Annotated in this window: 11 protein-coding genes and 3 pseudogenes; 2 read left to right on the top strand and 12 right to left on the bottom strand. The window is 55.3% G+C overall.

Annotated features, from left to right (window positions below):
- Positions 1–4: 4 nt before the first annotated feature.
- The 5 genes and pseudogenes from ACM6IM_RS06230 to ACM6IM_RS06210 form a co-directional block, all read right to left on the bottom strand.
- Positions 5–3,355, bottom strand: coding sequence for an STY4851/ECs_5259 family protein (locus ACM6IM_RS06230; protein ID WP_414864528.1), 3,351 nt, complete (start codon positions 3,353–3,355; stop codon positions 5–7).
- Positions 3,356–4,390: 1,035 nt separating this feature from the next.
- Positions 4,391–4,480, bottom strand: a pseudogene (locus ACM6IM_RS06225) (IS5/IS1182 family transposase); the annotation flags it as partial.
- Positions 4,464–4,610: pseudogene (locus ACM6IM_RS06220) on the bottom strand (transposase domain-containing protein); the annotation flags it as partial. The pseudogenes ACM6IM_RS06220 and ACM6IM_RS06225, both read right to left, overlap by 17 nt.
- Positions 4,611–4,737: 127 nt before the next feature.
- On the bottom strand, positions 4,738–6,633 hold the full coding sequence (locus ACM6IM_RS06215; protein ID WP_414864527.1) for a UvrD-helicase domain-containing protein: 1,896 nt from the start codon (positions 6,631–6,633) through the stop codon (positions 4,738–4,740).
- Complete coding sequence (locus ACM6IM_RS06210; protein WP_414864526.1) at positions 6,630–8,975, bottom strand: AAA family ATPase; 2,346 nt, start codon at positions 8,973–8,975, stop codon at positions 6,630–6,632. Before ACM6IM_RS06210 ends, ACM6IM_RS06215 begins: the two co-directional genes overlap by 4 nt.
- Positions 8,976–9,519: 544 nt before the next feature.
- Here ACM6IM_RS06210 and ACM6IM_RS06205 point away from each other — a divergent pair.
- Entirely contained in the window at positions 9,520–11,061 is a 1,542-nt protein-coding gene (locus tag ACM6IM_RS06205) for a hypothetical protein (protein ID WP_414864525.1), read from the top strand.
- Between the two features lie 134 nt (positions 11,062–11,195).
- On the opposite strand, the gene ACM6IM_RS06200 is transcribed toward ACM6IM_RS06205, so the two are convergent.
- The 7 genes and pseudogenes from ACM6IM_RS06200 to ACM6IM_RS06170 all read right to left on the bottom strand — a co-directional run bounded on the left by ACM6IM_RS06200 (position 11,196) and on the right by ACM6IM_RS06170 (position 21,214).
- Positions 11,196–12,038 (bottom strand): hypothetical protein, encoded by an 843-nt coding sequence (locus ACM6IM_RS06200; RefSeq protein WP_122260008.1) that lies wholly within the window; start codon positions 12,036–12,038, stop codon positions 11,196–11,198.
- The gene (locus tag ACM6IM_RS06195) at positions 12,026–13,264 is read right to left on the bottom strand and encodes a hypothetical protein (RefSeq protein ID WP_122260007.1); all 1,239 of its coding nucleotides are present in this window, start codon (positions 13,262–13,264) and stop codon (positions 12,026–12,028) included. Before ACM6IM_RS06195 ends, ACM6IM_RS06200 begins: the two co-directional genes overlap by 13 nt.
- Positions 13,261–13,878 carry a condensin complex protein MksE gene (locus tag ACM6IM_RS06190; protein WP_122260006.1) on the bottom strand — a complete coding sequence of 206 codons (618 nt, stop codon included), beginning with the start codon at positions 13,876–13,878 and terminating at the stop codon, positions 13,261–13,263. The genes ACM6IM_RS06195 and ACM6IM_RS06190 overlap by 4 nt, the downstream gene beginning before the upstream one ends.
- Complete coding sequence (locus ACM6IM_RS06185) at positions 13,875–17,657, bottom strand: ATP-binding protein (RefSeq protein WP_414864524.1); 3,783 nt, start codon at positions 17,655–17,657, stop codon at positions 13,875–13,877. The genes ACM6IM_RS06190 and ACM6IM_RS06185 overlap by 4 nt, the downstream gene beginning before the upstream one ends.
- Before the next feature lie 168 nt (positions 17,658–17,825).
- Positions 17,826–19,541, bottom strand: a complete 1,716-nt coding sequence (locus tag ACM6IM_RS06180) for a DUF6119 family protein (RefSeq protein WP_414864523.1) — start codon at positions 19,539–19,541, stop codon at positions 17,826–17,828.
- A gap of 108 nt (positions 19,542–19,649) precedes the next feature.
- Positions 19,650–19,826 (bottom strand): annotated as a pseudogene (locus ACM6IM_RS06175) (transposase); the annotation flags it as partial.
- 473 nt (positions 19,827–20,299) lie between these two features.
- Positions 20,300–21,214 (bottom strand): LysR family transcriptional regulator, encoded by a 915-nt coding sequence (locus ACM6IM_RS06170; protein WP_414864522.1) that lies wholly within the window; start codon positions 21,212–21,214, stop codon positions 20,300–20,302.
- Between the two features lie 269 nt (positions 21,215–21,483).
- On the opposite strand from ACM6IM_RS06170, the gene ACM6IM_RS06165 reads away from it, so the two are divergent.
- The gene (locus ACM6IM_RS06165) at positions 21,484–22,506 is read left to right on the top strand and encodes a zinc-dependent alcohol dehydrogenase family protein (protein WP_192308071.1); all 1,023 of its coding nucleotides are present in this window, start codon (positions 21,484–21,486) and stop codon (positions 22,504–22,506) included.
- Positions 22,507–22,567 lie beyond the last annotated feature (61 nt).

Genomic DNA, 22,567 nt, shown 5'->3' with positions numbered 1-22,567 from the left:
TTCATCACTTCTGGATCGAGTCGACTTGTGCCATGACTAGGCCTAGCTGATAGGCCAAATCAAACCAGACCGTATCGAACTGGCGAGCGTTTCTGAGACTAAACAGGCGCGTCGGGTCGGCTTGCCATTGTTGGCCATGACCGGCATGGGTATCGAAGGCAGCCATGAAAGGCAGCATCACTACGGCCAACTTGAAGTCGTTGGCAGGAAGCTTGCTGCGGCGGAGTAGTATTTGGCCGTGAGTAGTTTTCAAGAATGCCCCGATATCTGTATTCCCTGCGCCAGGATATTGATGGGTTTCAGCAGGATTACGGTGGAACATCTGCTGCATGGCAGATTTCTCTCCATCGTCAAAAAGTCGATCTAACCAAATTCCCGTGAGCATTAAGGGATTTCTCAGGAAGAACCCAACATCCGGACTTTCGAGATCGAAGTAGCGGTGAAAGCCCTGCTCGAAAATGAATCGCAGTGCGGGTTGCCAGCGGGACAGGTACTGGCTCTTGCTCTGGATGTCGTTGTGAATGACCGACAAGAGGCGGGCATCGCTGGCGGCAAACTGCTTGCGAATTTTCGCGAAGGTGTCGAACCAGTGGTTTGGTGCGATAAGCAACCACTCGAAGGGCAACTCGGAGGGTAGGCGTTCAGCCAGGCGGGTGGAGAAACCGTCCAGCAGCAGTGTTGCCATGGCAAGAGCCTGCGGCTCACGTATCAGCGCCTGGCAAATATCCAAGCTGGCCAGCGGCAGGTGGTGCAGTCGGTCCAACAGCAGCTCCAACCTTTGCCAATCCGCGGCCTGCGGATCAGCGGTCATCGAGTGTAGGGCCGATCTGAGCAGGAGCATGCGCTCTTTATCATCCGCCTCGCAGAGCGCCTGGGTCAGCGGGGTAAATGCCTTCGAAAGGTCGCTTGTGGTCGGAGGGACAACGGTCGGGCGACTGTGCAACAGTGAGTCGTCGGGGGTGTACAGCAGCCAGGGGCCTACTACATCTGTCGGCAGTCTAACTAGCCAGCTGCCGGTGAACACTTGCTCGGAGAAATGTAGTGGCAGTTTGACCGGCTCATGGTCTGGCTTCGCCAGTGGCAAACCCAGCATCAGGCCTTCGGCCTGGGTCTGTTCAAGCAGAAGATCGCGACCACCATCGCTCAGGGACGCCATCTCTCTTTGGCTGTGTAGGCGGATACGTGTCGAATAGCGTCCTACTTGCAGGCGAGCACGTGTCTGGTGAGCATGCATAAGCTCCAACTGGACAGCATGATCGAGTCCTGGGCGACAGGAAAGCATCTGCTGGATCGCCGGGATCAGCTCGAACAGGCGAATTTCGCGAATCCCGGTGTAGCGAATTTCCTGGGACAGAGTGGAGCGGGCGTCGATTCCACTGGACGTTAGGCGAACCTGCCAGTGTTCAGCGCCCTGTGACGAAATCAGTACAGCGCGACAACCAATCAACTCCTCAATGGTCAAGGCCTGATTCGGCTTGAGAGGGGTACTGTTGCGCAGCAGAGTGATCCCATTGCCAGGGAATGGCAGCGTGATCCTTTGCTCGCCATCGGGCCATTGCAGGCATAGCGGCACCGAGGTTTTGGGCCGGGCGCTCGAACTTTTTAGTATGAGAATCAGGTCTTTGCCATCATGGCGGCTTTTCAGCTCAATCTCTACGTTCTCGCAGCGTACGGGCAAGTCAGGCCAGTTGGTGAGACGAATACTTCCTTCAAGGGCGCAGGCACCTGGCACGTAGGTGATGGACGCGCCCTCTGGGAGGAGCACGGCACGGGTGTTTAGCAGGCGCTGGCCATTCCTGCGCCAAATTAGCCGACATAGCCCCGGTGACTGGGCCTGGGCGAGCGGTAATTCCTTGCCTTGCGTGCGAACAAACAGCTCATGGGCAGGTGCGAAGTTGGATAAGCCTGCACCTTGTTCTACTCGAAGGCGCGGTGTGCCGTGGTACAGCAGGCCCGGTATGGAGAGTGCCTCCAAGCTGTTGCCTTGCCAGTAGGCTTCAGGGTGGTGGGGAGCGTTGGCGCTTATGGTGACAATGAAAGGTTGTTTGCGGTAAGTGAGCCGGGTTGTGCCGGCCGGAAGTTCCATCAGCATTTGCCCATCGGAAAGGCAATCGTGAAGCTCGCGAACCTCGCCATCCTCTGTAAACACTATGGTTTTTGCCGGCATGACTGCCAGCGCCGATTCTCCCTTGACCAGCGCATCGCCTTGAGCGAGCAATCGAGCAAAGGGATAGGCATTCTCGAATATCAACGGCTCGTCTGGGCTCAGCGCTTCGCCTCCAGGCAGGTCGGCGATGTGCAGTGTCGCGCCCCAGCGGCTGACGATCAATTGCGCGGCCTCATGTAGGTTGTGAATGGCCGGCAGTTGCCTGGCTATCAGCTGATACTCGTCATCCCTGAGCAGGGCTTCGCCGACCAGGTATTCCCGCTCGCCGATGCGTAGCAGCATCTGGAAGTGTGGTGGCAGTCGATCAGAAGCCAGCCCCAGTGATGCGGCAACCTGATCTCGTTTGGCTTGTGCCTGCATTGCAAAGGTAAGCTCGTAGACGGGTTTGGAGCCGTCGGAGCTGAAGCGTAGGCCACGCTGAATCTGGAAAGGGGGACGTCTGGAATTGGGCGTGATGGTGACAATGCCCCGGACCAGACCCTTGATGAGGCTGGCTGCGGCCTGACTGTCGAGCGCGATGGGAAAGAGCTCTTCCCACTGAGGGCATTCCTCCTGCAGCTTTGCAATCGGATCATCGGCACCTTGCAGGGCATAGGTCCTGCGGATATGAAGCACCGCCTTAACCAGATTGTCCAGCAACTCATAAACCGGCGCCTGCTGGTAGCAGGCGGGCAAAAGCGCTGCCTGAGCCTCGATCGCCTGACGTAGTTGCTCATCGTGCAGGCCGTAGCCCAGCGCCTGCTCGGTGACCATGCGCAGCAGGCCGGATAGCGCGCCCTGCGCCGATTCGACCAGGCGCATGGGCAAACCGCCATTCACCGCGACCAGGCCAATGAAACGCTTACCTTCATCCTTTATGTCGGTCTGCAGGCGCCACAAGCAGCGCCCATCAATGACCAGCTTGCGAGTCTTATCGTGGGTCATTACCCGCTGGCCGGCGGCCTCGCACAGCGGCCCCCAGCGCCATGCGCCACCGGGATATTCTCGTTTCCACCACTCAGCGGCGAACAGCAGCCAAGCTTGAGGGTAGCAAGGATTGATGTTTTGCCCTGCGGGAAGCTTCTGCAGGAGTTGGCGTAGTACCTCAAACTCTTCAAAAGAAGTTTTGTAAGCGAAAAGGGGGCGTCCATCTGGCTCTTTCAGCCCACGACCGGACAGAAAGTCCGAGATCCATTGATCAAGTGGCACGTAGAATTCCCTTTTTCGTGAGCAATGCACCACGGGTGCTTGCGCTGACAGGATTTTGATCAAGATTGATGATTGTGACTGTCCCATGAATCAGCGCCCACGCGCGTTCCTTAGATAGCACTTCACTATCCTCTTCCATGTCTGCAACTGATCCTTAGATCATGAACCATTCTGATGGCTAAGGGCTGCCATCAAGCATAATCCGGGATCCAATCTGAAGGGAAGGTCGAGAGCCAGAAACGGTCGTGGACGCTGCACGAACTGGCTGTTCGCTGGCACGCTACGCAGGGCAAACGAGCAACAGCAATCGTGAGTCTGATCTAGCGTGCGTAGAAAAGGGCCATGATCCATATGACTGCCTGAAGGATATGCTGCAGTGGCTGCCGACGTAGCCGGCGAGTGAGATCGGCCAACTGCTGCGGCATCAGGGGGCTTGGCACCAGCAGCGCCCCAGGTGCTCCAGGCTACTATGGGGCTGATCGCCGATCGAGTGTGCGGTGACCATGCAGAAGGGATACTGGACGCATTGAATATTAGAGACCTGCTTTATGGTGCTTCGCGCGATGAGCTGATCCGCGATGATGTTATCGGCAACGCACGAATCGCCCCTAGTTTCCTAGGAACTCTCACATTTATAGTCTCGACGTGCGGATCATAAGCTCTCAGGCAAGCCGAAGAACATTTTGACTTGGCTCAAGGACGGTAGTTTCAGGATGGATTCTTAAAACTGTGCCCCCAATTTTGCCCCCAGTCCCAACCGGTACGCGGGCGATCGTGATTGGCGATTTCTGACACGGATCAGGATAGTCGTCGGCGGCTTTTAGTGTACGTCACTCCCGGCTTGCTCAGAGGTTGCCGGGATAATTGGTTGTCAGGACCGGCTTTTTTCAGATTTCCCAATCAAGAGGGATCATCGAAAATCAGCGCGGTTTTGACAAAGCCTGGGTCCGAAGCTGGCGGTCGTGGAGGGCAGCAAACGCACTGGTTTCTCCAACGCCGAAACTGTTGATACACCGTTGACCCAGGGCCGAATCACTCCAGCATATCTCCCCATGCAGCGCCCGAGCAGAGCACCCTCAGCACGCCGTCGAGCATCAGGCGATATCGTTCATGCGGTCGCCCCTCTGCATGGATTTCGGTGATGAGGTAGGTAACCACAGTCCAGGCTTCGCCAGTAGTCTGCTACTGACGAGGCGTGCGGCAATCGCTCAAGTACGTGGCGCAGCCACGTATAGGGATCTTGGCCGTTGATCTTGTGATTGACAAATGACCAGCTCCACGTCCAATTTCGACAGGTTGCACCATGCGACTCAATGAACGCTTTCGGCTAACTCCACGACCCATGATGCACCTTGTTCAATAAGAAGTTAAAAAATCAGAACCTATAGGTTGTCCGGGGCTGGTAGAGGCTCGGGTATGCCGAAAATTTTCACTTCACCCGCTTGCAACCATTGTGTCTGCAAAATGCTTTTTCTTGCTGCCTCAGGATCGGCTGAATAGTAAACGATGGCCAGGCTTTTTTGTGCACGGCTGCATGTCACATACAACAACCTGCGCGTACGCGTCAGCGGATTATCATCTCCGTCAGCTTGCTTTTGCAGGTCACTTGCCGATGGAGGCGTTACGCCCAAGGCCTTGTCATAGCTCCACATAAAACCGGCTGCTTCCTTGTCACTGAGAATTACCATCACACGTGGGAACTCAAGCCCTTTGACGCCTTGATGGGTTCCATATGGAGAGAGCTCGCTACAGTAGTCCGCATAGGCCCTTAATTCAGAAAATCGGTTTCCCAGCATCTGACGGTACGCATGAGTTTCTAGAACGCCTCGTTCACCAGATTCGGGAGCAGGTTCAGAGGTAGCGCCCAGACGGAAAGCGGCCTCAAGACGCTCGGGAACAGGCAGAAGGTGGGTAGCCAGCAATACATCAACTACGTCGCAAATCAGCGGATCTGCATCATTGAAAATCGCGAGCAATGCCTGAGTAGCACTGCCGACACGCTCGACAGCTGCGTACTGGTCTGTAAGCGTTTGGAGGTACGCCCGATCAAGCAGCGGAGAGCGAAGCCTTACGGCCTCCATAAGCCTGAATGAGTCGATAGCGGCAGCATCAAGAATAGGGATTACTCCTTCAACAAAGAGTTTCAGTACCGACAATGTGCCGTCCAACAGACCTGTTCTGATGTGCTCCACGGCGTAGAGAGGGGAGAAAACGCCTTCGAACCCCATTCTCCTGCCGGCCATCTTGTGCTCCAGGATCAAGGTTTTTCGATTTGAAGGGCCCTTGGCCCATTCATCGTCACCCGTTAAGTCCGCCATGAGGGTGGCGATCTCATTCTCGACTTGAAAGTCTTTTGCCTGATCATGAGAAACGCAGTACATGCGTACTGCTCCCTCAGGCGCGCCTTCTATAGGATCCTGACGATGAGTGTCTACTTGAGCGCGAATGTCGTTGATCAACGTCACGACGCGTTTTGGGCACCTCCGATTGAAGATCTTTGCTGGCTTGGCCCAGCGTTCGGGAATGGCACTCTCCAATCGCTGTTTGCCATGCCCGTAGATGCTCTGCATAGTGTCACCGATTAGCCCCAGGCAGAATCGATCTGAGGCCTGCGCTTCTGCCACGAGGAATGCATCGAGGAGTACCTCCATCGTGTCCTGACTTTCATCAATCAGCAGGACGGGATACTTGTCGACCAAGACATCCAGCAGAGGAGGGCGCTGTAGAAATGCAGCTGCCATGCCGATGACCTCGGAATGGTTCAGGGCTTGGTGGCCGCGATTGTCTCCAGTCGGGCTATAGGTGAAAGCCGGAACGAGCTCGATGTTTTCAAGCCGGCGGGTCTTGCTCTGCAGTTCTGCGCGGTTGCGCCTTAACGTCTTGTTCTCTCCGCGAGCTTTAGCAATATCGGCTTCCAGCCTGCGGATGTCCTGGGCCAGCTTTATCCGTAGCCAGGCTCGGATTTCGTCGTTAAATCCTTTGATCATCAACCAGGAAAACGCATGAATCGTAGACACCTCAACCAAAGGGTCATATTCAAGACGTCGGATAACCTCCTCGGCTGCAGCATTGGTGTAGGTGATGATGGCAATTTTCCTGCCCTCGACGAACAGTTTCTCGTTGAATCTGCTCTTGCAACTTCTGACGGCTTCAACCAACGAGTAGGTTTTTCCTGACCCTGCACCGGCATACAAGAAAAAGCTTTTGGGGTTGTTCAGGTCGAGACACTCCTGTATCACCTCATCAGCATCACGATTGAGGGGGGCGGTCGTTGTCATGATGCCACCTCCTCATCAGCAGCCGTCACAAGCAGCAGTTCAGATCGCTTCTTCATGAGGTTCAACTCAAGCCAAACCAGCCCCTCACTGATGTATTCAGGAAGCTTCAAACTTTTGAACGCTGGATCCCCAAGCACCTGCAAGGCAAATTGGGCTTTGTCACCGGTGCGCAGGGCTTCAAATAGGTCATTGCTCAGGGCATCAGTCGTTTTGGCTGAACGAAGTGCTTTATGGAAGGTACCTAGCAGGCCTCGGCCAGCGCGATTGGTGAAGTACTCGGTATTGCTCAACACCAAACTGTCTTCAAATGTGTTCGCAAGCACTTCCACATCACCGATCTCGGGCAGACTGACGGCTATCGGCGTCTGGTAAGCAATGCGTATGGCAAAGAGATCATCAATCACCTGCCACTTAGCCTCAGGCGGCATGAGCATCAGGTCATCAACCTGGGCAGACTCCCCCTTCATTCTGATCCAATGGCGCAAGGTTGGGTTGTTTGTGGTGAGACCGGCACCTAGCTTGGCAGGCTGGGCGCTCCGCTTTTTTCCGGCATCCAGATCCGTGATGACGAGTGTCAGGATCCCCAGCGCATCAATCAAAGGCCTTAAGCGGTGCGCATGACTACCACCAATATCAAGAATGGTGATGTAACACTGATCAAGGAACTCATATTTTGATCGCAAGAAATGCGGCAGTAGCATCCTTTCTGCCGCACCCTCCACCAAGATCACGGCGTCTGCAAAAAAGAGGTCTGCGTGTTGCGCTCGCAGGTAACGCGTGACGAATTCCTGAGTGTAGGTTTTATCGCCGAAGACATTGGACAGGTTGGACACGGTGGAGACGGGCACCGGGATGTTATCCATGCCGGCTGGCAGGCGCCTGAAGTAGCGCAAGTGCTGGTATTCGACCTCATGAGCAACGTGACTCGAATGAGTACTGACAACCAGCTGTGTATTGAGGTTGGGGTACTGCTTGGTCAACTCATCCCGGCACAACACTTCGTAAGCATGCTTTACGAAGACCTGCTGCACCTGGACGTGCAAGTGCGCTTCTGGCTCCTCGACCAAGACGAGATGGATGGGCTCGATCCCTGTAGCCGTTTGGACGTCGGGGTTCCGAGACCGTTTCAACCAGTCATCCCTGAAACTCATCAGGCGGAAAATCATCCAGATCAAGTTCTGATAACCCAAACCGTTCGAGGTTTCGGGCAGCTTCAGCACAGGGGTGCCTACCTGGCGTGCAAATGAGTCAACTTCGAAAAGCACCGCTGCTTCGTGATTCAATCCATCTGTAGCGGCTAGCTTCGCCTGAAGTGTGATCATTGGATCGCTGCGTCCCGGGTAACCGAGCGTCTGCACTTGCTTCAGCGCAGGCCCAAAGCTGTCACTTAAACGGGTGTTGAACGCAGATTGAGCTACCTCAATTGCTCGCAAGGCCTTGAGGTCAGCTACCAGAGGTGTATCGCCCGGGTCGAGATGCTTCTGATAGTAAGCCCTGAGTTGGTCGGAGAGCTTTTTTCCACCTTTTACGGTTTCTTCATAGCCTTCATCGCCGTGGTCACCGAACCCCCTCTGAGCATTGATTTCGTGAATTTTGATTAGACCCTCTAGCGGGTTTTTCTCCAGGGGCAAAGCTGTCGGGTTGAGTCGCTGGGGCAGGGCTCGGCGAGTATTTGTACAAGTGGTTTGCAGCTTGGCGGGGTCTAGGCGGTACGCGCGAATTTTGAAGAGGCGTCCCATCCTGCGGCTCAAGTAGTCGGTCAGCCCCTGAGGCCAAAGTGACAATTTCGCCGGCACTTCTTCGACATCGTCTTCCTGGTCGGCGGATTCATCAGCAGCGTCGAGCATTGCCTTGGCCACCTTCGGATCGGCAGCCAATGCGGCTTCGAGCAACCCAACGCGTTCACGCTGCTTTCTGTAGTCGGCATAGAGTTCTGCCATGTCATCTGGTTCCAATCGGAACCGCATGCCCACCAATCCCCCGCGCCATTCGAAGTTGGGTATCAAGTCTCGAATGAAGTGAAGCTCACCTGATTCAGCTGAGATCCAAATATCCAGATGCGGTAGCCAGTCGTCCCAATCGTTGACGTTCGGCAGAGCGTCATCGCTCCCGTCGACTTCCCATTCCTGACCAATTTCTTCGATCTTGGTGAAGTGAGCCAAGGTCAAATCTTGGAGCTTGAAGCCGGAAGCCTTACCACTGAAAAACTTGCGAAGAGCGAGCATTGCTGATGACTTACCGCTGTTGTTCGCACCTACGAGCAGTGTGGTTTCGGCGGAAAGGTCGATTCGAACGGAGAGAAGCTTACGGAAATTCGCAACTTCCAGATGTTGGATTTGCATGCGTCATCCTTGAGCTGGCGATGTCAGAGTGACATCGAATGTACAACGGATACCTTTGGAATCCAATCCATGCTCAGGTCGACTCGACCTTGAGTATGGCCATTCATGGCTTTGACCATCTCCTCTGGAGCAACGCCCCTGAGGATGCAGTCGTCGACGACCGAGGCACCAATGCAGGAAGCTAACTGTGAAGAGCCAGACGAGCTGATGCTCTCGAAAAACTCGTCTGTCTGATGACCCTAAAGTCCGTGTATACCCCACACGTATGGTGAGATATTGACTAGATATTTCCAGTTGCTTCTTGTCCCTGCCTAGTAGATCTGGGGCTCGAAGCTTATCCATCCACGCTCTCAACCTCTATCGATCCACCTGAAGCCGCTTGATCAGGGTAGCTTCCCGCTGAGAGCGTTTTCTCCGCGGCCTGCATCATCCAACCCGGGTAAACACCGGTCTTCCCACGAGCGCTGTCAGTGCCGGCAGCCTCTTGCTGCGGATGTACTCGATGCTTTCCACCAGGTACGCTTTTAAAAATGGAGGAGTTGTCATGGCCGAGTCATTTTCTCGCGGTGAAATCGAAGGCAGACTCGCTGAACTGCAGGCTCGCGTCGGCACGACGCTGGCCTCCTTTGACGAGAGATCGGCCACGCGCTGTCTGCTGGACACGCTGCGGGCTGTGGAGGAACTGATTAACCTGCACATGGTTGATTGGGGTGACGATGAATTCGAGCGGCAACTTTTTGGGTTTCCGGTCATGCGCAGCGCTGAGGACTTGCTCCTACTCACGCGGATCCGCAAGCGTCTGGGTACGCGATTGGAGCAAGCCCTCGTCGAGAGACTTACTTTGTTGATCGTCCAGGGATCGGACATCGGTGTGGCTTTTAAGCGTCATGGCGTTACTGAGGCGGCAAGTGGCTTTCGGACTTTGGCGGCAATGATTGGCTACCTACAGTCCCGGCGGCGACATCTGGTTGGATTGCTGCACTTCATTCCTAAGGCGTGCCGAGGAACGAAGCCCATCAGGCATGAGGATGCGCTCAACGTTTTCCTGCCTATTGTGGAGTTCAGCGGAGCTCCGATGATGGGGGCTCAATATGCTCTGATGGTGAAGCTTGCACAGGGGCGACTGGGCATCCCGGATGATGCCAACGCCGAGACGGCTATGTTGAATGGACTATTCCTAGAGCCAGAGCGTGCTCCAATTTTCGAGATGCCCAACTCGCCAGAGGGTAGGCAGATACTGGAGGCCATGGAGCAGGTCCGGGCCGATCGACTATTTTCGGCCGCGGAGCTGAGAAACGACATTCTCCTATGTGAAGCGGTCTACACCGAGTTTGACCTAACAAGTACCGAGTTCGCCGTCGCCGCGTCATTAATACGTCGCCTATCCAAGGAATTTATAGAGGACGACTACTGGATTCGCATCTCCCCCGAGGATCTGACCTTGATCACCCTGCAGGAAGGAGCTTCGCCGCTGCTCGCGGCGGCGTTAACCTGCGGTGCCGACACTTATATGAAATGCTTGTCGACCTACGCGCCGCTGGTGCTGTCTGGCGACCACTATTTATCTACCGTTACGCTGCTCAGCCGCTTTGCCTACAACTGGCGGGCACAAGTACTTGATCGCCAGAAACGGTATCAGATTAGGGCAGGCTTCATCTTTGAGGATGCGGTCAAGGCAGTGCTGGAGGCCCAAGGCTTCATCGTCCAGGATATTGTGCGCGTCAGTCGGCAGGAGTTTGACGTCGTGTCGCTACGCGATGGCATTATCTGGAATGTCCAGTGCAAGAACAACTTCGTCGATCTCAAGCGCGTCGACTCGGATGCGGTTGCCTTTGCCCGTTACAACCGCGGACTAGTGCGAGCATATGAGAGGGCCTTGATGAAGGAGCGAAATCGCGAGCACCTTTTGAAGATGAAACTGGACGTCGAGCTCGTGGAGCACATGCTGGTTTCGCGCTTTCCTGTAGTGACGGACAACCCGCGTATCGTGGTATTCAGCCGCATCGCCGAGTTCGCATTGCGGGCCGATGGGGTCTTGGCAGCCTCAAAGGTGAGTCAGCCCATGTCTGAGGACTGTTGGCGTTGATGCAGAATTGTCCTCCCTGCTGGGGCAAGACTGCCCCAACATGGATCGGTAGATGTCCAGCGCATGCGGCCGTAGCCTTGAAGGTTGCTTGGGTCAGCGTTTTTTCGGCAGATGGGTCAATTCCTCATCAGCGCCTACGGTTCTAGGCCTATCAGCTTTTCCTGCGGTAGTGCCTTGCCCGCCTTGCGGACGAGCTGATAAACCCTGACAAGCTCAGGGTCAGTCAAGCTATCGAGAAAGGCCAGCTTACCTGCGACCTGCTTCTGGTAACGATGCTCGGTGCTGATCTCGCCCATGAGTGCCTCAAGGCACTCGTCTGAAGGTGCAAGATACCGAGAGAAGCCGGGGAGGGTGGCAGCAATACAGATACCCTCAGGATCATAATCAGTGAAGGCTACTACTGGCAGCTTCAGCTCTGCCAACAACGCCTGGCTGCTATCCGTTTTGTAGCTTCCTGGCGCACCTCGAAATACCACTAGCGGATTGCCAGGCACCTGCTGGAGAAAGGGTGTTTCATGGGTAAGTTCAAAGTTTTCCCAGTTCTCGATAAGCAACACGCTGTCGTGCTCGCAGTGCTCAACCACCCAATGGCGATCGAGATCCAAGCTTGCACCTGGAGGGAGATTGATTGGGGTAGGGCCTAGCAGTAATGGCCGACCGGGTAGGGCCTTCACTGCTACACGCTTACCACGCAGGCGTTTGGTGGTTAGCTTCTCATCACCGCCTTTTTTTAGCGCGCCGTGTCGTGACTCCCCCTCCCACGCATTTAGCGATTGGTTTGGGTCGACCTTGGCCTCGTTCTGAAGGTAGATCGCGATCTTCGCCTTGTGGCTTGGGCTGAATCGCCAAACAGATCCGACGCGGTGGCCGACGCTGTAATCCTCACAGAACTCGTTCAGCATTTTGCTTGGGCGAAAGTCTTGCTCCTCTGACTGGAAGATAGACAGGAGCTTCTTGGTGAGGGTTAGCGTTGGCATAGCAGCACATCCTCAATGATCACGTTCCCGCTGAGCGTATCGTCCTCATTCTTGGCAACGTTTTGTATGGACAGCCGCCTGATGATCTTGGCGTTGGCATTGATCTGTTTCTCGACAAGCGTGAGGAAGCACATCATGCACGACTCCTGATCCAACACCATGGTTTCCTCGGCCTGTATGAAGTAGCCAGCAGCCGAAATCGGGGTGGGGGATTTGGCAGCTTCATTGAGAAGGCGCTGACTGACCACTACAAGTGGCGAGCCTTTGATGAGCGCCGCTTTTGGTGGCGCTTCATCGACCGGCGTGCCGGGCTTTCTGGTTTTGACGGGAACAGCCACCGCCTTTTCAATGCTCTTGGCGATATCGACCAATGAGTCTCTGATGTTTTGTGCTCCCAAGTCAGGCACCAGCTGAATCTTCAGAGGCTCGTGATGGTAGGCCCACTCCGGAATCTCAGGATACTCATCTGGAGATCGCACCTCGTACTCAGGATGCTTCTGAAGATAGAGCTGCAGCGCACGAATGCGCCGCGCGCGAGGGGCGACTGTCCTGATTTTGTAGAGATAGGTCTTAAGCACATGGATGATATCGACTGTCCTGGAGCGCCACTCTGAAAGCTTGTCCAAAATGTGGCTCTGATACAGAACCTCCAGTGTCTCGCGCTCCGGTGGCGTCAGCTCGTCTAGGATTGCTTCGCCATCGAACATACTCAGGGCCTTGAGGATCCGCTCAAGCTGGTTGAGATAGTGCTCGGTCTGCTTTTCCTTCTCCTTATAGGTCGTAACGTTGCCGAAATTGTTCTCTGCCGCTGTGCGGACATGGAGGAGGAAATCATTCATGGCCTCCGCCATCTCGTACAGGGTCGCATCGATATCACCCTGAATGAGCAGTGAGTCATCGATACGATTCTGTAGGCAGGCGTCGGTGTAGTCGTCCATCAGTTTGATGAGACGGGCCATCTGCTCACCGAAATCGGCCGAGATATCGTAATTCCGAGCACGATGGGTTGCTTCGTTCAGCAGACGATTGAGGGTAGGCGAGAGACGGTAGGTGTTCTCAACTGCGGCGTTGATACGCACTGCTCTGATCTGCTGAAGCTTCGTCAGCGCTCGAGCATTCTCATCATCCCGGGTGACATACCCGGTCGAGTACATCTGTGAGATCAGCCTGCGATATTTATGTAAGAGCTCAAGATGACTGGCCACCGACTCTTCGAGCGTGCTCATGACTCGGCTCTCTTGTCATACTCGCTATCTTCTTCAGAGATCTCGTCGTGCAGCATGAGGTACTCGATAGCTTCCATCAGCCACTCGATGCGGCCAGTGAACATGAAGATCTCGGACTCAGGATTGACGAGGAGCAGGTACCCCTCATTCTGGAAGCGCTTGACGATCTTGTTCAGGCGCTCCCGATCGGAGCCATCCTTCGTGTTGATGTCGATCGTCGTCTGCCGCAGCTGTAGGTATAGACTGGGATTTTCAGAGATCCTGGCCATCATTTGATTGAGGTTCAAAACCTGGCCGGCAGCTACAGACTCATCATCCCCAGTGATGCGCATCACCAGTTCAAGGAAAGACACCATGGGACGCAGGACATTTTTTACCTCTGTGAAGCGCTTTTTCGCATCTTTTTTCCCCTCCACGCCGATGTCAGCGTGTGCGGCAAAGAATGCACCGCCGTCTCGCGTTGTCGTCAACCTGAGATCTATGCGCCTGAGGTACTGATCAACGTCGCCTTGGTTGACCGAGTTGGCCAGGAACTGATGGCCTTCGTAGTCGGTAATCTGGCAGATGAAGCCGCCCTCCATGAGCGCAGTCGCTACCCGCGCAAAAGTGCTCATTCGCCGTCCTCCCAGGCAAGCTCAAGCTCACCGTCATCGGTTGCGTCGTTTTCCAGGGCGAGTTCGCAATGCACCAAGCGTCGTTCAGCATCCAATTTGTACTTGTGTTCAAACAGCATCAGCGTCTCAGCGTCAGGATCGGGGAAAGCGGTGCACAGAGTGATTCTGTTTTGGCCTAGGTAGTTGCAGAGCGACACGATGTTCTCGGCATCAATCGCCTTGAGCTCATCGACACACCAGGTCAGCTGTACAGGAGCGTTGCCCCGAACCTTACCAATGAACCCCAGGAACAGGATGATGAGCACCAGGTAACTGAGACCGTTCGACGAGATGTTTTCGAGTTCAGTACGATTGCGGAACTGCCGGAAGTTGCCCTGTTCCCGCACGGAGCCGCGGATACTGACCAACGATTTGAATTGAGCATTGATGCCACGATTGCCATCCCAGATCGCGAGCAACGCGTTCAGATGGGCAACGGCATCCACGCTAGGCAGGCTGTCCTCCTGCGTCCATTCCTCCCGGTCATTGGTGATTTTGTTGATCACAGACCAATAGTCGAGCTCTTCAACACCCGAGTAGATGGAGATCTTCAGTTCGGAGAGGTTGTCGAAGACCGTCGAGCTGTGCTCCAGATGCTCTTGCAGGGACGTATTGAAGCTGGAGAGTTTCTTGTTGAAGGTCTGCAGCTCACGGTGAAGGCCTTGGATTTCGCCGAAAATGGTTTTGGCATCTGCGACCAAAAGACGCCGGCTCTTATCATGCTCAGTGGCGAACCAGTCCTCGACAACTCGAAGGGTCACGCGGGCATCGACATCCTCACCAGTTTCAGTGCGGATGTTGTGGAGGCGATCTTGGAAGTAAGTCGACGGAGCAGCGTTCGGCACGTCGAGGAAAGCGTGGCGCATTTTGAAAGTAAGCTTCCGCAGCTGTGTCTCAGCTTCAGTGATCTGCTGCTGAAATGCGACCATCGCAGCCCTCAAGGGTAGGGCTTCCCATGCGGTGTCGTACGAATTATGGCGACCGGTGGATTCGTAGGCTTTGAGTCGTTCCTCAAGACAGGTAGCGACAATCATCAATTGCCCATCGATGCTTATGATAGCTGATCGACACTCTTTGATAGCGTCGAGTACCTGCTGCCGTTTTCGTAGCCAGGCCGCTGTAGTCTCTTCTAAACGAGTGGTGTCTCGTGCGAAGTCTGCCTGGCTTTGCTCCATCTTAGCCTGGAGCACCGGGATCTGCGGGAAGATCTGGTTTTTCCAGATTTGCCACATGGACAAGAGCTCGCTCCATGAGCTGATCTCATCAAGCGTCTTCCTTAGGTCATCACGCTCGCCCTCGAGGGCGGTGATCACGTTCACGTCGGCGCCTTCGCCAGCAAGTTCTTTATTCTGTTGATCCAAATAGAACTTGATGCTGGTGTCGCGGGTACTCTTGTGAGCATCAACGCCAGCTTGAATATCACGAACTCCAGAACCAAGCCGAGTGTTGACGGCCGAGATGTCCTGTTTACATTGGTGGGTGATGGCAGCCTTCTTACTTGCGATACGCTGGATCAGATCATCGTGAGCTTTCTGAGCATGACCGAGGAGGCGCTCGTATTCTGCCAATTGCGCCTGAGCAAGCTGGCGAGCTTCGTCCAGTGACTCACGAAGCTGCTTTTTAAGCTCGTCGACTTGTCTCTCCAAACCTTGGGCCGTTGATCTAGCCTTCGTCAGGCCTGAGTGCGCCAGCGATAGATCTTCGGATGCTGTCTTAACTTCTTTGCGTAGCTCGACCTGCTGATTAACGGCGCGTTCTAACTGAGCTTCAAACGCCATCAAGGCTTGGTTGGCATCCTCAAGCTTTTCACGAAGCTTCGACTCATCTGCCTCGTCAGCTGCATCGACATATTCCAGCTCAAGTGCGATCCCGTAGAGGCTTTCAGATATGGCTGTCAGCTGGGGGTGAAGATCGTTACGGTGGAGGAGATCGGGGTTTATGACTTTGGCGATGTCTTGTGACCAATCTGGACGATTGGTTCGTAGAAACGCGAGAAGGCTATCCTGTTCAGGTTCATGAGCTTGTCGGATCTGGGCAATCAGGTCATTTTGTTTGCCGATTGAGTATTTCACAGCCTCGATCGTCAGATCGTATTTGGAAGACTGGGCCTGCAGATCGTTGACGACACGCTGCTTCGCCGCGACACCTGCGTGGGCGGCACCGATGGCTTTGTTTGCGTCCCTGAGCTCGATGTCTCTCTTATCGATTTCATGCTGAATTGAGGGGTCTACGGAAGGATTGGCGACGTACGCCTGAGCTCGTCCCATGTCGCCATGGCGTTGTTGTAGCTCTAGCACAAGCCTGGCAAGCTCATCGGCTGATGAGTCGTCCAGCACTTTCAGGGCGTCTTCACATGCTTCTTCGAGCTTGGCCACGGCGTCCCGGGCCTGTTCGCGAAGAGTGTTGGTTTTCTCGATGGCAGCAGCGTGGAAATCGTTGTGTAGCTTGGTTTCCTCGTTGATCTGCTTCTCGTATTTGGCCTTGACCTCTCTCGCTGCGCCGAGGGCCAGATCCAGTTTGGTATTTACACTTCTGAGCGCGTCCTCAAAAACTGCTTTCTGAGCCGCCCGTGCGCGCTTTTCCTCGACCCCCTTGCTTTCGTAATCTTGGCGGGTACTTTCGATTTCAGTGAGATTACGATCGTAAGATTCGATATCAGCCTTGGCGCTATGAATGGCCCTGGTGATTTCCAGGGCATTCGCTTCATGGGCAACAGCTTCTTGCTCAAGATACGTTTGCTTGAGGGACTCTTCGCTCTCTCGCTGGGCTTTTGAGAAGCGAAGATGGTCTTGAAGGAAGATGAACTTTTCCTTGACCTCTCGAATGGCATCCTCAGCGGCTTCGAGTTTCGCTCGGTGCTCCCTGGCCTCATCAACCAGCGGGGTAATGTTCTTGATGCTTTGGTAGGCGTTGTAGTCTCGCGGCCAGTTTTCTACACGCTTGCGCTCTGTTTGGATGCCGGCGGAAGGTTTGCCTTCGAAAACCCAGTCGGCAACCACCTGCTGGAGATCATCAAAATTGGCCTTTCGAGAGAACATACCCTTGGTGAGCTTCTCAAGATGCCGCAAAGGACGGTTGTAGGTAGTGAATCCGTACATGTCCGACATCCCAAGCAAATAGCGCCTATGCGTAGGGTCTACGTGCGGCGGCTGCCATCCCTGAATGATGGCCCTGTAATCGATGTACGTATCCACCAGTCTGTCAGCATGGGGGATTTTCAGGTAGATCAGGCGCTGGCGGAACTCCTTATTGAGTACAAACTGGCCGTCATCGGTGACGAACATGTCACGTCGGAAATGGCTGTTCACGAACCTAAAACGGATCTTGTCGGCGGTAGAGTTGCTGAGCACGACCACGAGCCGGCGGGTACTATCGGGACGTTCATACTCATACACGAGGTAGGAAGTCTGGTTCGGTAGGTAGTAGTCGATGAACGAATCCTTACCTTGCGAAACCACGTCGCGGGGTTCAACGCCGGCGAAGAGCAGCGCCAAAGAGAGGAGGGAGGTCTTGCCTCGGCCGTTGCGCCCGGTCAGCGCCATGCCACCATCAATACCCATCGTCTGAACACGCCCGCGGGAGAGCGAATCGATGAGATGGATGTTCATCAGTCGGAAGAGCGCCTCCGGCGCGCTCTGCGGCGGTTCAATTTGCTCCCAGGCCGGCAGTGGCGGCTCCTCGGCCATTACGTCCTCTGGTACCAGGAGGTCGAGATCAGCGTTATGTGTTTCAATATTCATCGCAACTCCTTTGCCGTACCCAAGTCCTGCTAGCACCAGGCGAGTCCACACAAGTGGATGGTCGTTTGGATGGCGACCAGGTTAGGGAATGTATAAACGTGAACGAGCAGTGAGTGGGTCGTTCTATCTGAAGGGAAGCGGTGCCCACCAGCGAGCTCATTGAGGGTTTCAAGGCGCTTTGGAGGGCTTCGCGGCGCCTGCCTTAGTAGCGGTCTTTGCTTTTTTCGTCTTGATTGACGCACCTGATGTAGGTGAAATTTTCTCGATCAGCTCTTTGCCGATCTTCATACCCGTGCGTCGCAGTCGATCACAGGCTGCCATGAAGCTAACTTTGCTGAAGAACGGGATTCCCAAAGAGCCGCCTTTATAGGGTGGCCGCATGATTCCGTACACCACGGTGTAGTCACTACGATTGAAGTCAGATTTTCGCCCATCCGGGAGTGACTTCAAAAATGCGCTTCCACCCTTGGTCTTCGAGACGGTGTCCTTCAGCTTCGTGCGGAATTTGCTATCTGCCACGAAGGCCTCAGCACTGACCACACCTTGCATCCACAGGTGGCTGATGGGTCCTGATGAACCGCCATCCTTCAAATGGATGAATATCTTGTCGTTTGAGTAGAAGTCACAAGGCTCAAGGTTGCCCGCAATGACGCCCTCGGGATTGATTTTGGTACGGTCTAGCTTGATCAAGTCGGGACGCTTAGCAGTGATGTCCGCAATCAGCTCTTCTTCGTTCAGGCATGAGGTTCGACCGATGATGCTGAAATCCGGAATGCTATCGAAATGTTTTTCGACCAGATCTTTGAAGGTTGCGGAAATTTCGTACCATTTTCCTGCAAATAGCACGTAGTGCGTCCGCGTCGGCTTGGTTAGCGTGCACTCCCAGTTCAGGCAGTCATAAACCTTCCAGCCAATCGGTTCGCCAGACTTTTGGCTCACGGAACGAACCCGGTGTGAGGACTTCATGACCTCCATCGTTTGAGTGCAGGTCAGCCGATTTAGCTCGTCCACGTAATCGGTGATGGATAGCTTGGTGAACTCGCACTTGCGGCTACCAAAACCGGTGTACCCCAGTTCTGCGCCCTCTTGGTAATCAAGGATCTCTGGAGGGGACATGTGCAATAGGCTGTTGGCGCCTCCGCGGATCGCACGAATCTCGCTATAGAGCTGCCGATCCAGGATCTTCAGCCGCTCAGAACTGGTCTCCTCCCTGACGTTGTCAAACCAAGCGTAATCGCGCTTGTAAGCGATTGACTTATAAGCCTTCAGAATTTCTGCGCACTTGTCGTGAAACTCGGAAGGAGCCAGCGGTGCGTCCAGGCTTAGTGCGTCTTTGCCGGCAACAAACTTGGCAAATCCATCGTCACTGGGCTGACCGCCCGCCACCCTGGCCAAGTCTCGCAGTGTATCCATACCAAACTGGCTGAAATCTGAAAGTTTGCTAGCTTGTATCCGCTTCTGAAATGTCACAGCGTCGGGCGTGGCGAGATCGAGGCTAAGCAAGCTACCCCGCGGCACAGTGTTGAGCGCCACCTTCAGTCCAAATTGGTGAACGAAGGCATCTTCCTCCAGCGCGAGGTGGGCATAGCCAAAACAAAGGGCCATCCAGCGTTTTTGTACGTACAAAAAGAGGATGGCTGCGGAACCACTAGAGTGCAGGCTTCCGAAAGGGTCGGAGATGTGAGGCTCGAGCAGGGCCAGCCATTCAGGGGTTCGGTCATACACCTGGCCGTAGTAGAGGATGCCTTCTCCGCTACCCTCCCAGTCCTGCCCCTTCAACTCCTTAGCGCCGCTTGGCCCATATTTCGGGCTGAGGCCATCCTCTGGATCTAGGTTCGGCTTCAGTAGCCGCACCGTGATTGAGTTGACGCCAATCCTGCTCATTACCACCCCTAGCAAATGACCAATTCAGACATATTTGGATCCGATTCTTGCTTACAGTGATGTCAAATTGCAATGAGTGCCGATATTCTGGTGGCTAGACCGCAGTGACTAGGAACTGTACGAAAAGAGATGTCGTAAACACCGCCGGCAGCAGGCCAATGTGAGCATTTCCGCATAATTTGTTGCGAGCTTGCAGTCGCGAGTCGCCAGACGGCGGTACTCCTTCAGCCAGCTAATCAGGCGCTCGATGACATTCCGCTCTCGGTACTTGGGCTTGTCGAAGAGGGCGTGGGATAAGGCATAAAGTGTTATGCATCTACTGGTGATGGCGCCGTGTCACAACAAGCTGTCCCTAGGCACTTGGTCTAGGACCTGGATGCAGTAGGCAGGTACAGGGCAGGAAGGTGACCTGGTGTGGGCAGCTATTACCTGAGCGGGATAGCGAAGGCGCTGGTGGAGGATGTGGGCGCATTCGATTTCTGTTTGTAAGCGTTCGGCAAAGTCACCTTCCGAACTCCAGCATTAAGGGCGATGGTGCCCGCGTATTAAGTGAACACCATGGCCTTCGGCGGTGGAGTCGGGAAGGTGTGGTCGCCGACCCCTTACAGTTGGACCTTAGACTGGGGGCATCCTTTTCAAACCATCCAAAGCATGCCCTCAGATGTGCCCCCCCATGTAGCAATCCACTGAAAGTGAATGGAGCTCCATGGTGTGTGGAAGGGCAGAAATGATCAGCTGAACAGCCTGCCCGACGACGCCTAGAGACTCTCAGGATCTCCAAAAAACATCTGAATCCGCGACCTCAACCAGCGCTCCCCCGGATCGTTGTCCTGGGAACCCCGCCATGCCATGTGCAATTCAAAGCTGCGCGTCGGCAATGGCGGGTCTTCGGCGCGCAAGCCGCCTGCGGCGGTCAAGGCTTCGGCGGTGTAATCCGGCACGGTTGCGACGATATCGGTGCCGCTCAGCAGCGTGCCCAGGCCGTTGAACTGCGGCACGGCCAGCACGACGTGCCGTTTGCGCCCGAGTTTTTCCAGTTCTTCATCGATGAAGCCGCTGAGGTCGCCGGCGAACGACACCAGCGCGTGGGGGCGGGCGCAGAAGTCGTCCAGGCTCAAGGGGCCCGGAACGCTGTCGGCGCGCAACAACTTGGGCATACTGCGGCGCAACACTTTGCGCTTGGCATTGGCCGGCAGGTCGGTGGTGTAGCTGACACCGATGGAAATCTCGCCGGAGGCCAGCAAGCCCGGTATCAGGATGTAGTTGACCCGCCGGATCACCAGCACGATGCCGGGTGATTCGGCGCGCAGGCGTTTGAGCAGCATCGGCAGCAAGGCGAACTCGACGTCGTCCGACAGGCCGATGCGGAACACCGTGGTGCTGGTCGCCGGATCGAAATCCGCGGCACGGCTGACGGCCGTGGAGATCGAGTCCAGGGCGGGCGAGAGCAGGGCGAAGATCTCAACCGCCCGGGCCGACGGCTCCATGCTGCGGCCGGTACGCACGAACAGCGGGTCATCGAACAGCCCGCGCAGGCGCGAGAGAGCAGCGCTGATGGCCGGCTGGCCGAGGAACAGCTTCTCCGCCGCGCGGGTCACGCTGCGTTCATGCATCAGTGTTTCGAATACGATTAACAGGTTCAGGTCGACACGACGCAGGTCATTACGATTCATCTGGAGTCCTGGCAGAGTCATCAAGCTTGACGAGAGCGGCCATATGAGAACAATGGCCGGCATGAATATTACGGGGAAAGGCTGCTACTCTGCACCGAGTAATTGAGTTTTCCTACGTAGGTTTTTTCGATTTCTTACGACATTTGACGAAGTCGCCGCTGCTGCGGAATTAATGACAGGCATGTCGACTATTAATAGCCACTGATGGTCTTGGGCCCAAAGCCCGGATAGAGTTCAGGGCATTAGAGGTTCATTTGGCGAGGTTTGCGATGTCCCGCACGATCCGTTTTCACAAGTTTGGTCCAGCCGAGGTGCTCAAATGCGAAGAGCATGCGGCCGCTCTCCCTGCACCGGGCGAAGTGCAGGTGCGCGTCGAGGCGATTGGCATCAGCTGGTACGACATTCTCTGGCGTCAGAACCTGGCGTCCTCCCATGCCCGCCTGCCTTCAGGCCTGGGCCATGAAATGTCCGGCGTGGTGACCGCCGTCGGCGAGGGCGTCGATGACCTGGCGGTGGGTGACAAGGTCGCCAGCTTCCCAGCCGAGAGCCCGAACGACTACCCGGTCTACGGCGAGCAGATTGTACTGCCCCGCACGGCCCTGACTCGTTACCCGGACGTGCTCAGCCCGATCGAGGCGTCGGTGCATTACACGCCGTTGCTGATTGCCTATTTTGCCTATGCCGACCTGGCTCGGGTCAAACCCGGGCAATTTGCCCTGGTGACCGACGCCAGCCACTGTGCCGGGCCTTCTTTCGTACAACTGGGCAAGGCCCTGGGTGTACGGGTGATTGCCGCCACAAAAACCGCTGAAGAGCGTGAGTACCTGTTGTCGCTGGGTGCCGAGAAAGTGATCGTCACCGAGGAAGAAGATCTGCTCATGCGGATCAACAAAATTACCGAGAACCGTGGCGTCGATGTGGTGTTCGATGGCCTGGGCGGTCCGCAGATGTCACTGCTCGGCGACGTCCTGGCACCGCGCGGCAGCCTGGTGTTGTACGGCCTGCAAGGCGGCAACCAGACGCCATTCCCGGCCTGTGCGGCGTTCCAGAAGAACATTCAGTTTTTCGTGCACTGCATCGGCAACTTCACCGGCAAGCCGGAACTGGGCATTGTCCAGGACCAGGTCGCACTGCAACGGGCCTTGCGTGACATCAACCAGCTGACGGCCGATCGTGTCCTGGTGCCGCTCAAGACTCGGGTCTTCCCGTTTTCCGAGTTCGTCGAAGCCCACCGCTACATGGACGAATGCCCATGCCGCGAGCGGGTCGCCCTTCAGGTCGAGCCGGCGTAACATCCCACTGGAAAAGTCCGTGCCTGCACGGACTTTTTGTTGCCGGTACGGCGCCGGAATC

This window comes from Pseudomonas sp. IT-P12, from assembly GCF_949767465.1.
GTDB lineage: Bacteria > Pseudomonadota > Gammaproteobacteria > Pseudomonadales > Pseudomonadaceae > Aquipseudomonas.
Note: the sequence above shows the minus strand (reverse complement) of the source record. Positions and strands in the feature narration are given on the sequence as shown.

Excerpts from the sequence above, each read along its gene's own strand:
- ACM6IM_RS06215 (WP_414864527.1), bottom strand. The coding sequence starts at position 6,633 with ATGACAACGACCGCCCCCCTCAATCGTGATGCTGATGAGGTGATACAG.
- ACM6IM_RS06210 (WP_414864526.1), bottom strand. The coding sequence starts at position 8,975 with ATGCAAATCCAACATCTGGAAGTTGCGAATTTCCGTAAGCTTCTCTCC.
- ACM6IM_RS06205 (WP_414864525.1), top strand. The coding sequence starts at position 9,520 with ATGGCCGAGTCATTTTCTCGCGGTGAAATCGAAGGCAGACTCGCTGAA.
- ACM6IM_RS06200 (WP_122260008.1), bottom strand. The coding sequence starts at position 12,038 with ATGCCAACGCTAACCCTCACCAAGAAGCTCCTGTCTATCTTCCAGTCA.
- ACM6IM_RS06195 (WP_122260007.1), bottom strand. The coding sequence starts at position 13,264 with ATGAGCACGCTCGAAGAGTCGGTGGCCAGTCATCTTGAGCTCTTACAT.
- ACM6IM_RS06190 (WP_122260006.1), bottom strand. The coding sequence starts at position 13,878 with ATGAGCACTTTTGCGCGGGTAGCGACTGCGCTCATGGAGGGCGGCTTC.
- ACM6IM_RS06185 (WP_414864524.1), bottom strand. The coding sequence starts at position 17,657 with ATGAATATTGAAACACATAACGCTGATCTCGACCTCCTGGTACCAGAG.
- ACM6IM_RS06180 (WP_414864523.1), bottom strand. The coding sequence starts at position 19,541 with ATGAGCAGGATTGGCGTCAACTCAATCACGGTGCGGCTACTGAAGCCG.
- ACM6IM_RS06170 (WP_414864522.1), bottom strand. The coding sequence starts at position 21,214 with ATGAATCGTAATGACCTGCGTCGTGTCGACCTGAACCTGTTAATCGTA.
- ACM6IM_RS06165 (WP_192308071.1), top strand. The coding sequence starts at position 21,484 with ATGTCCCGCACGATCCGTTTTCACAAGTTTGGTCCAGCCGAGGTGCTC.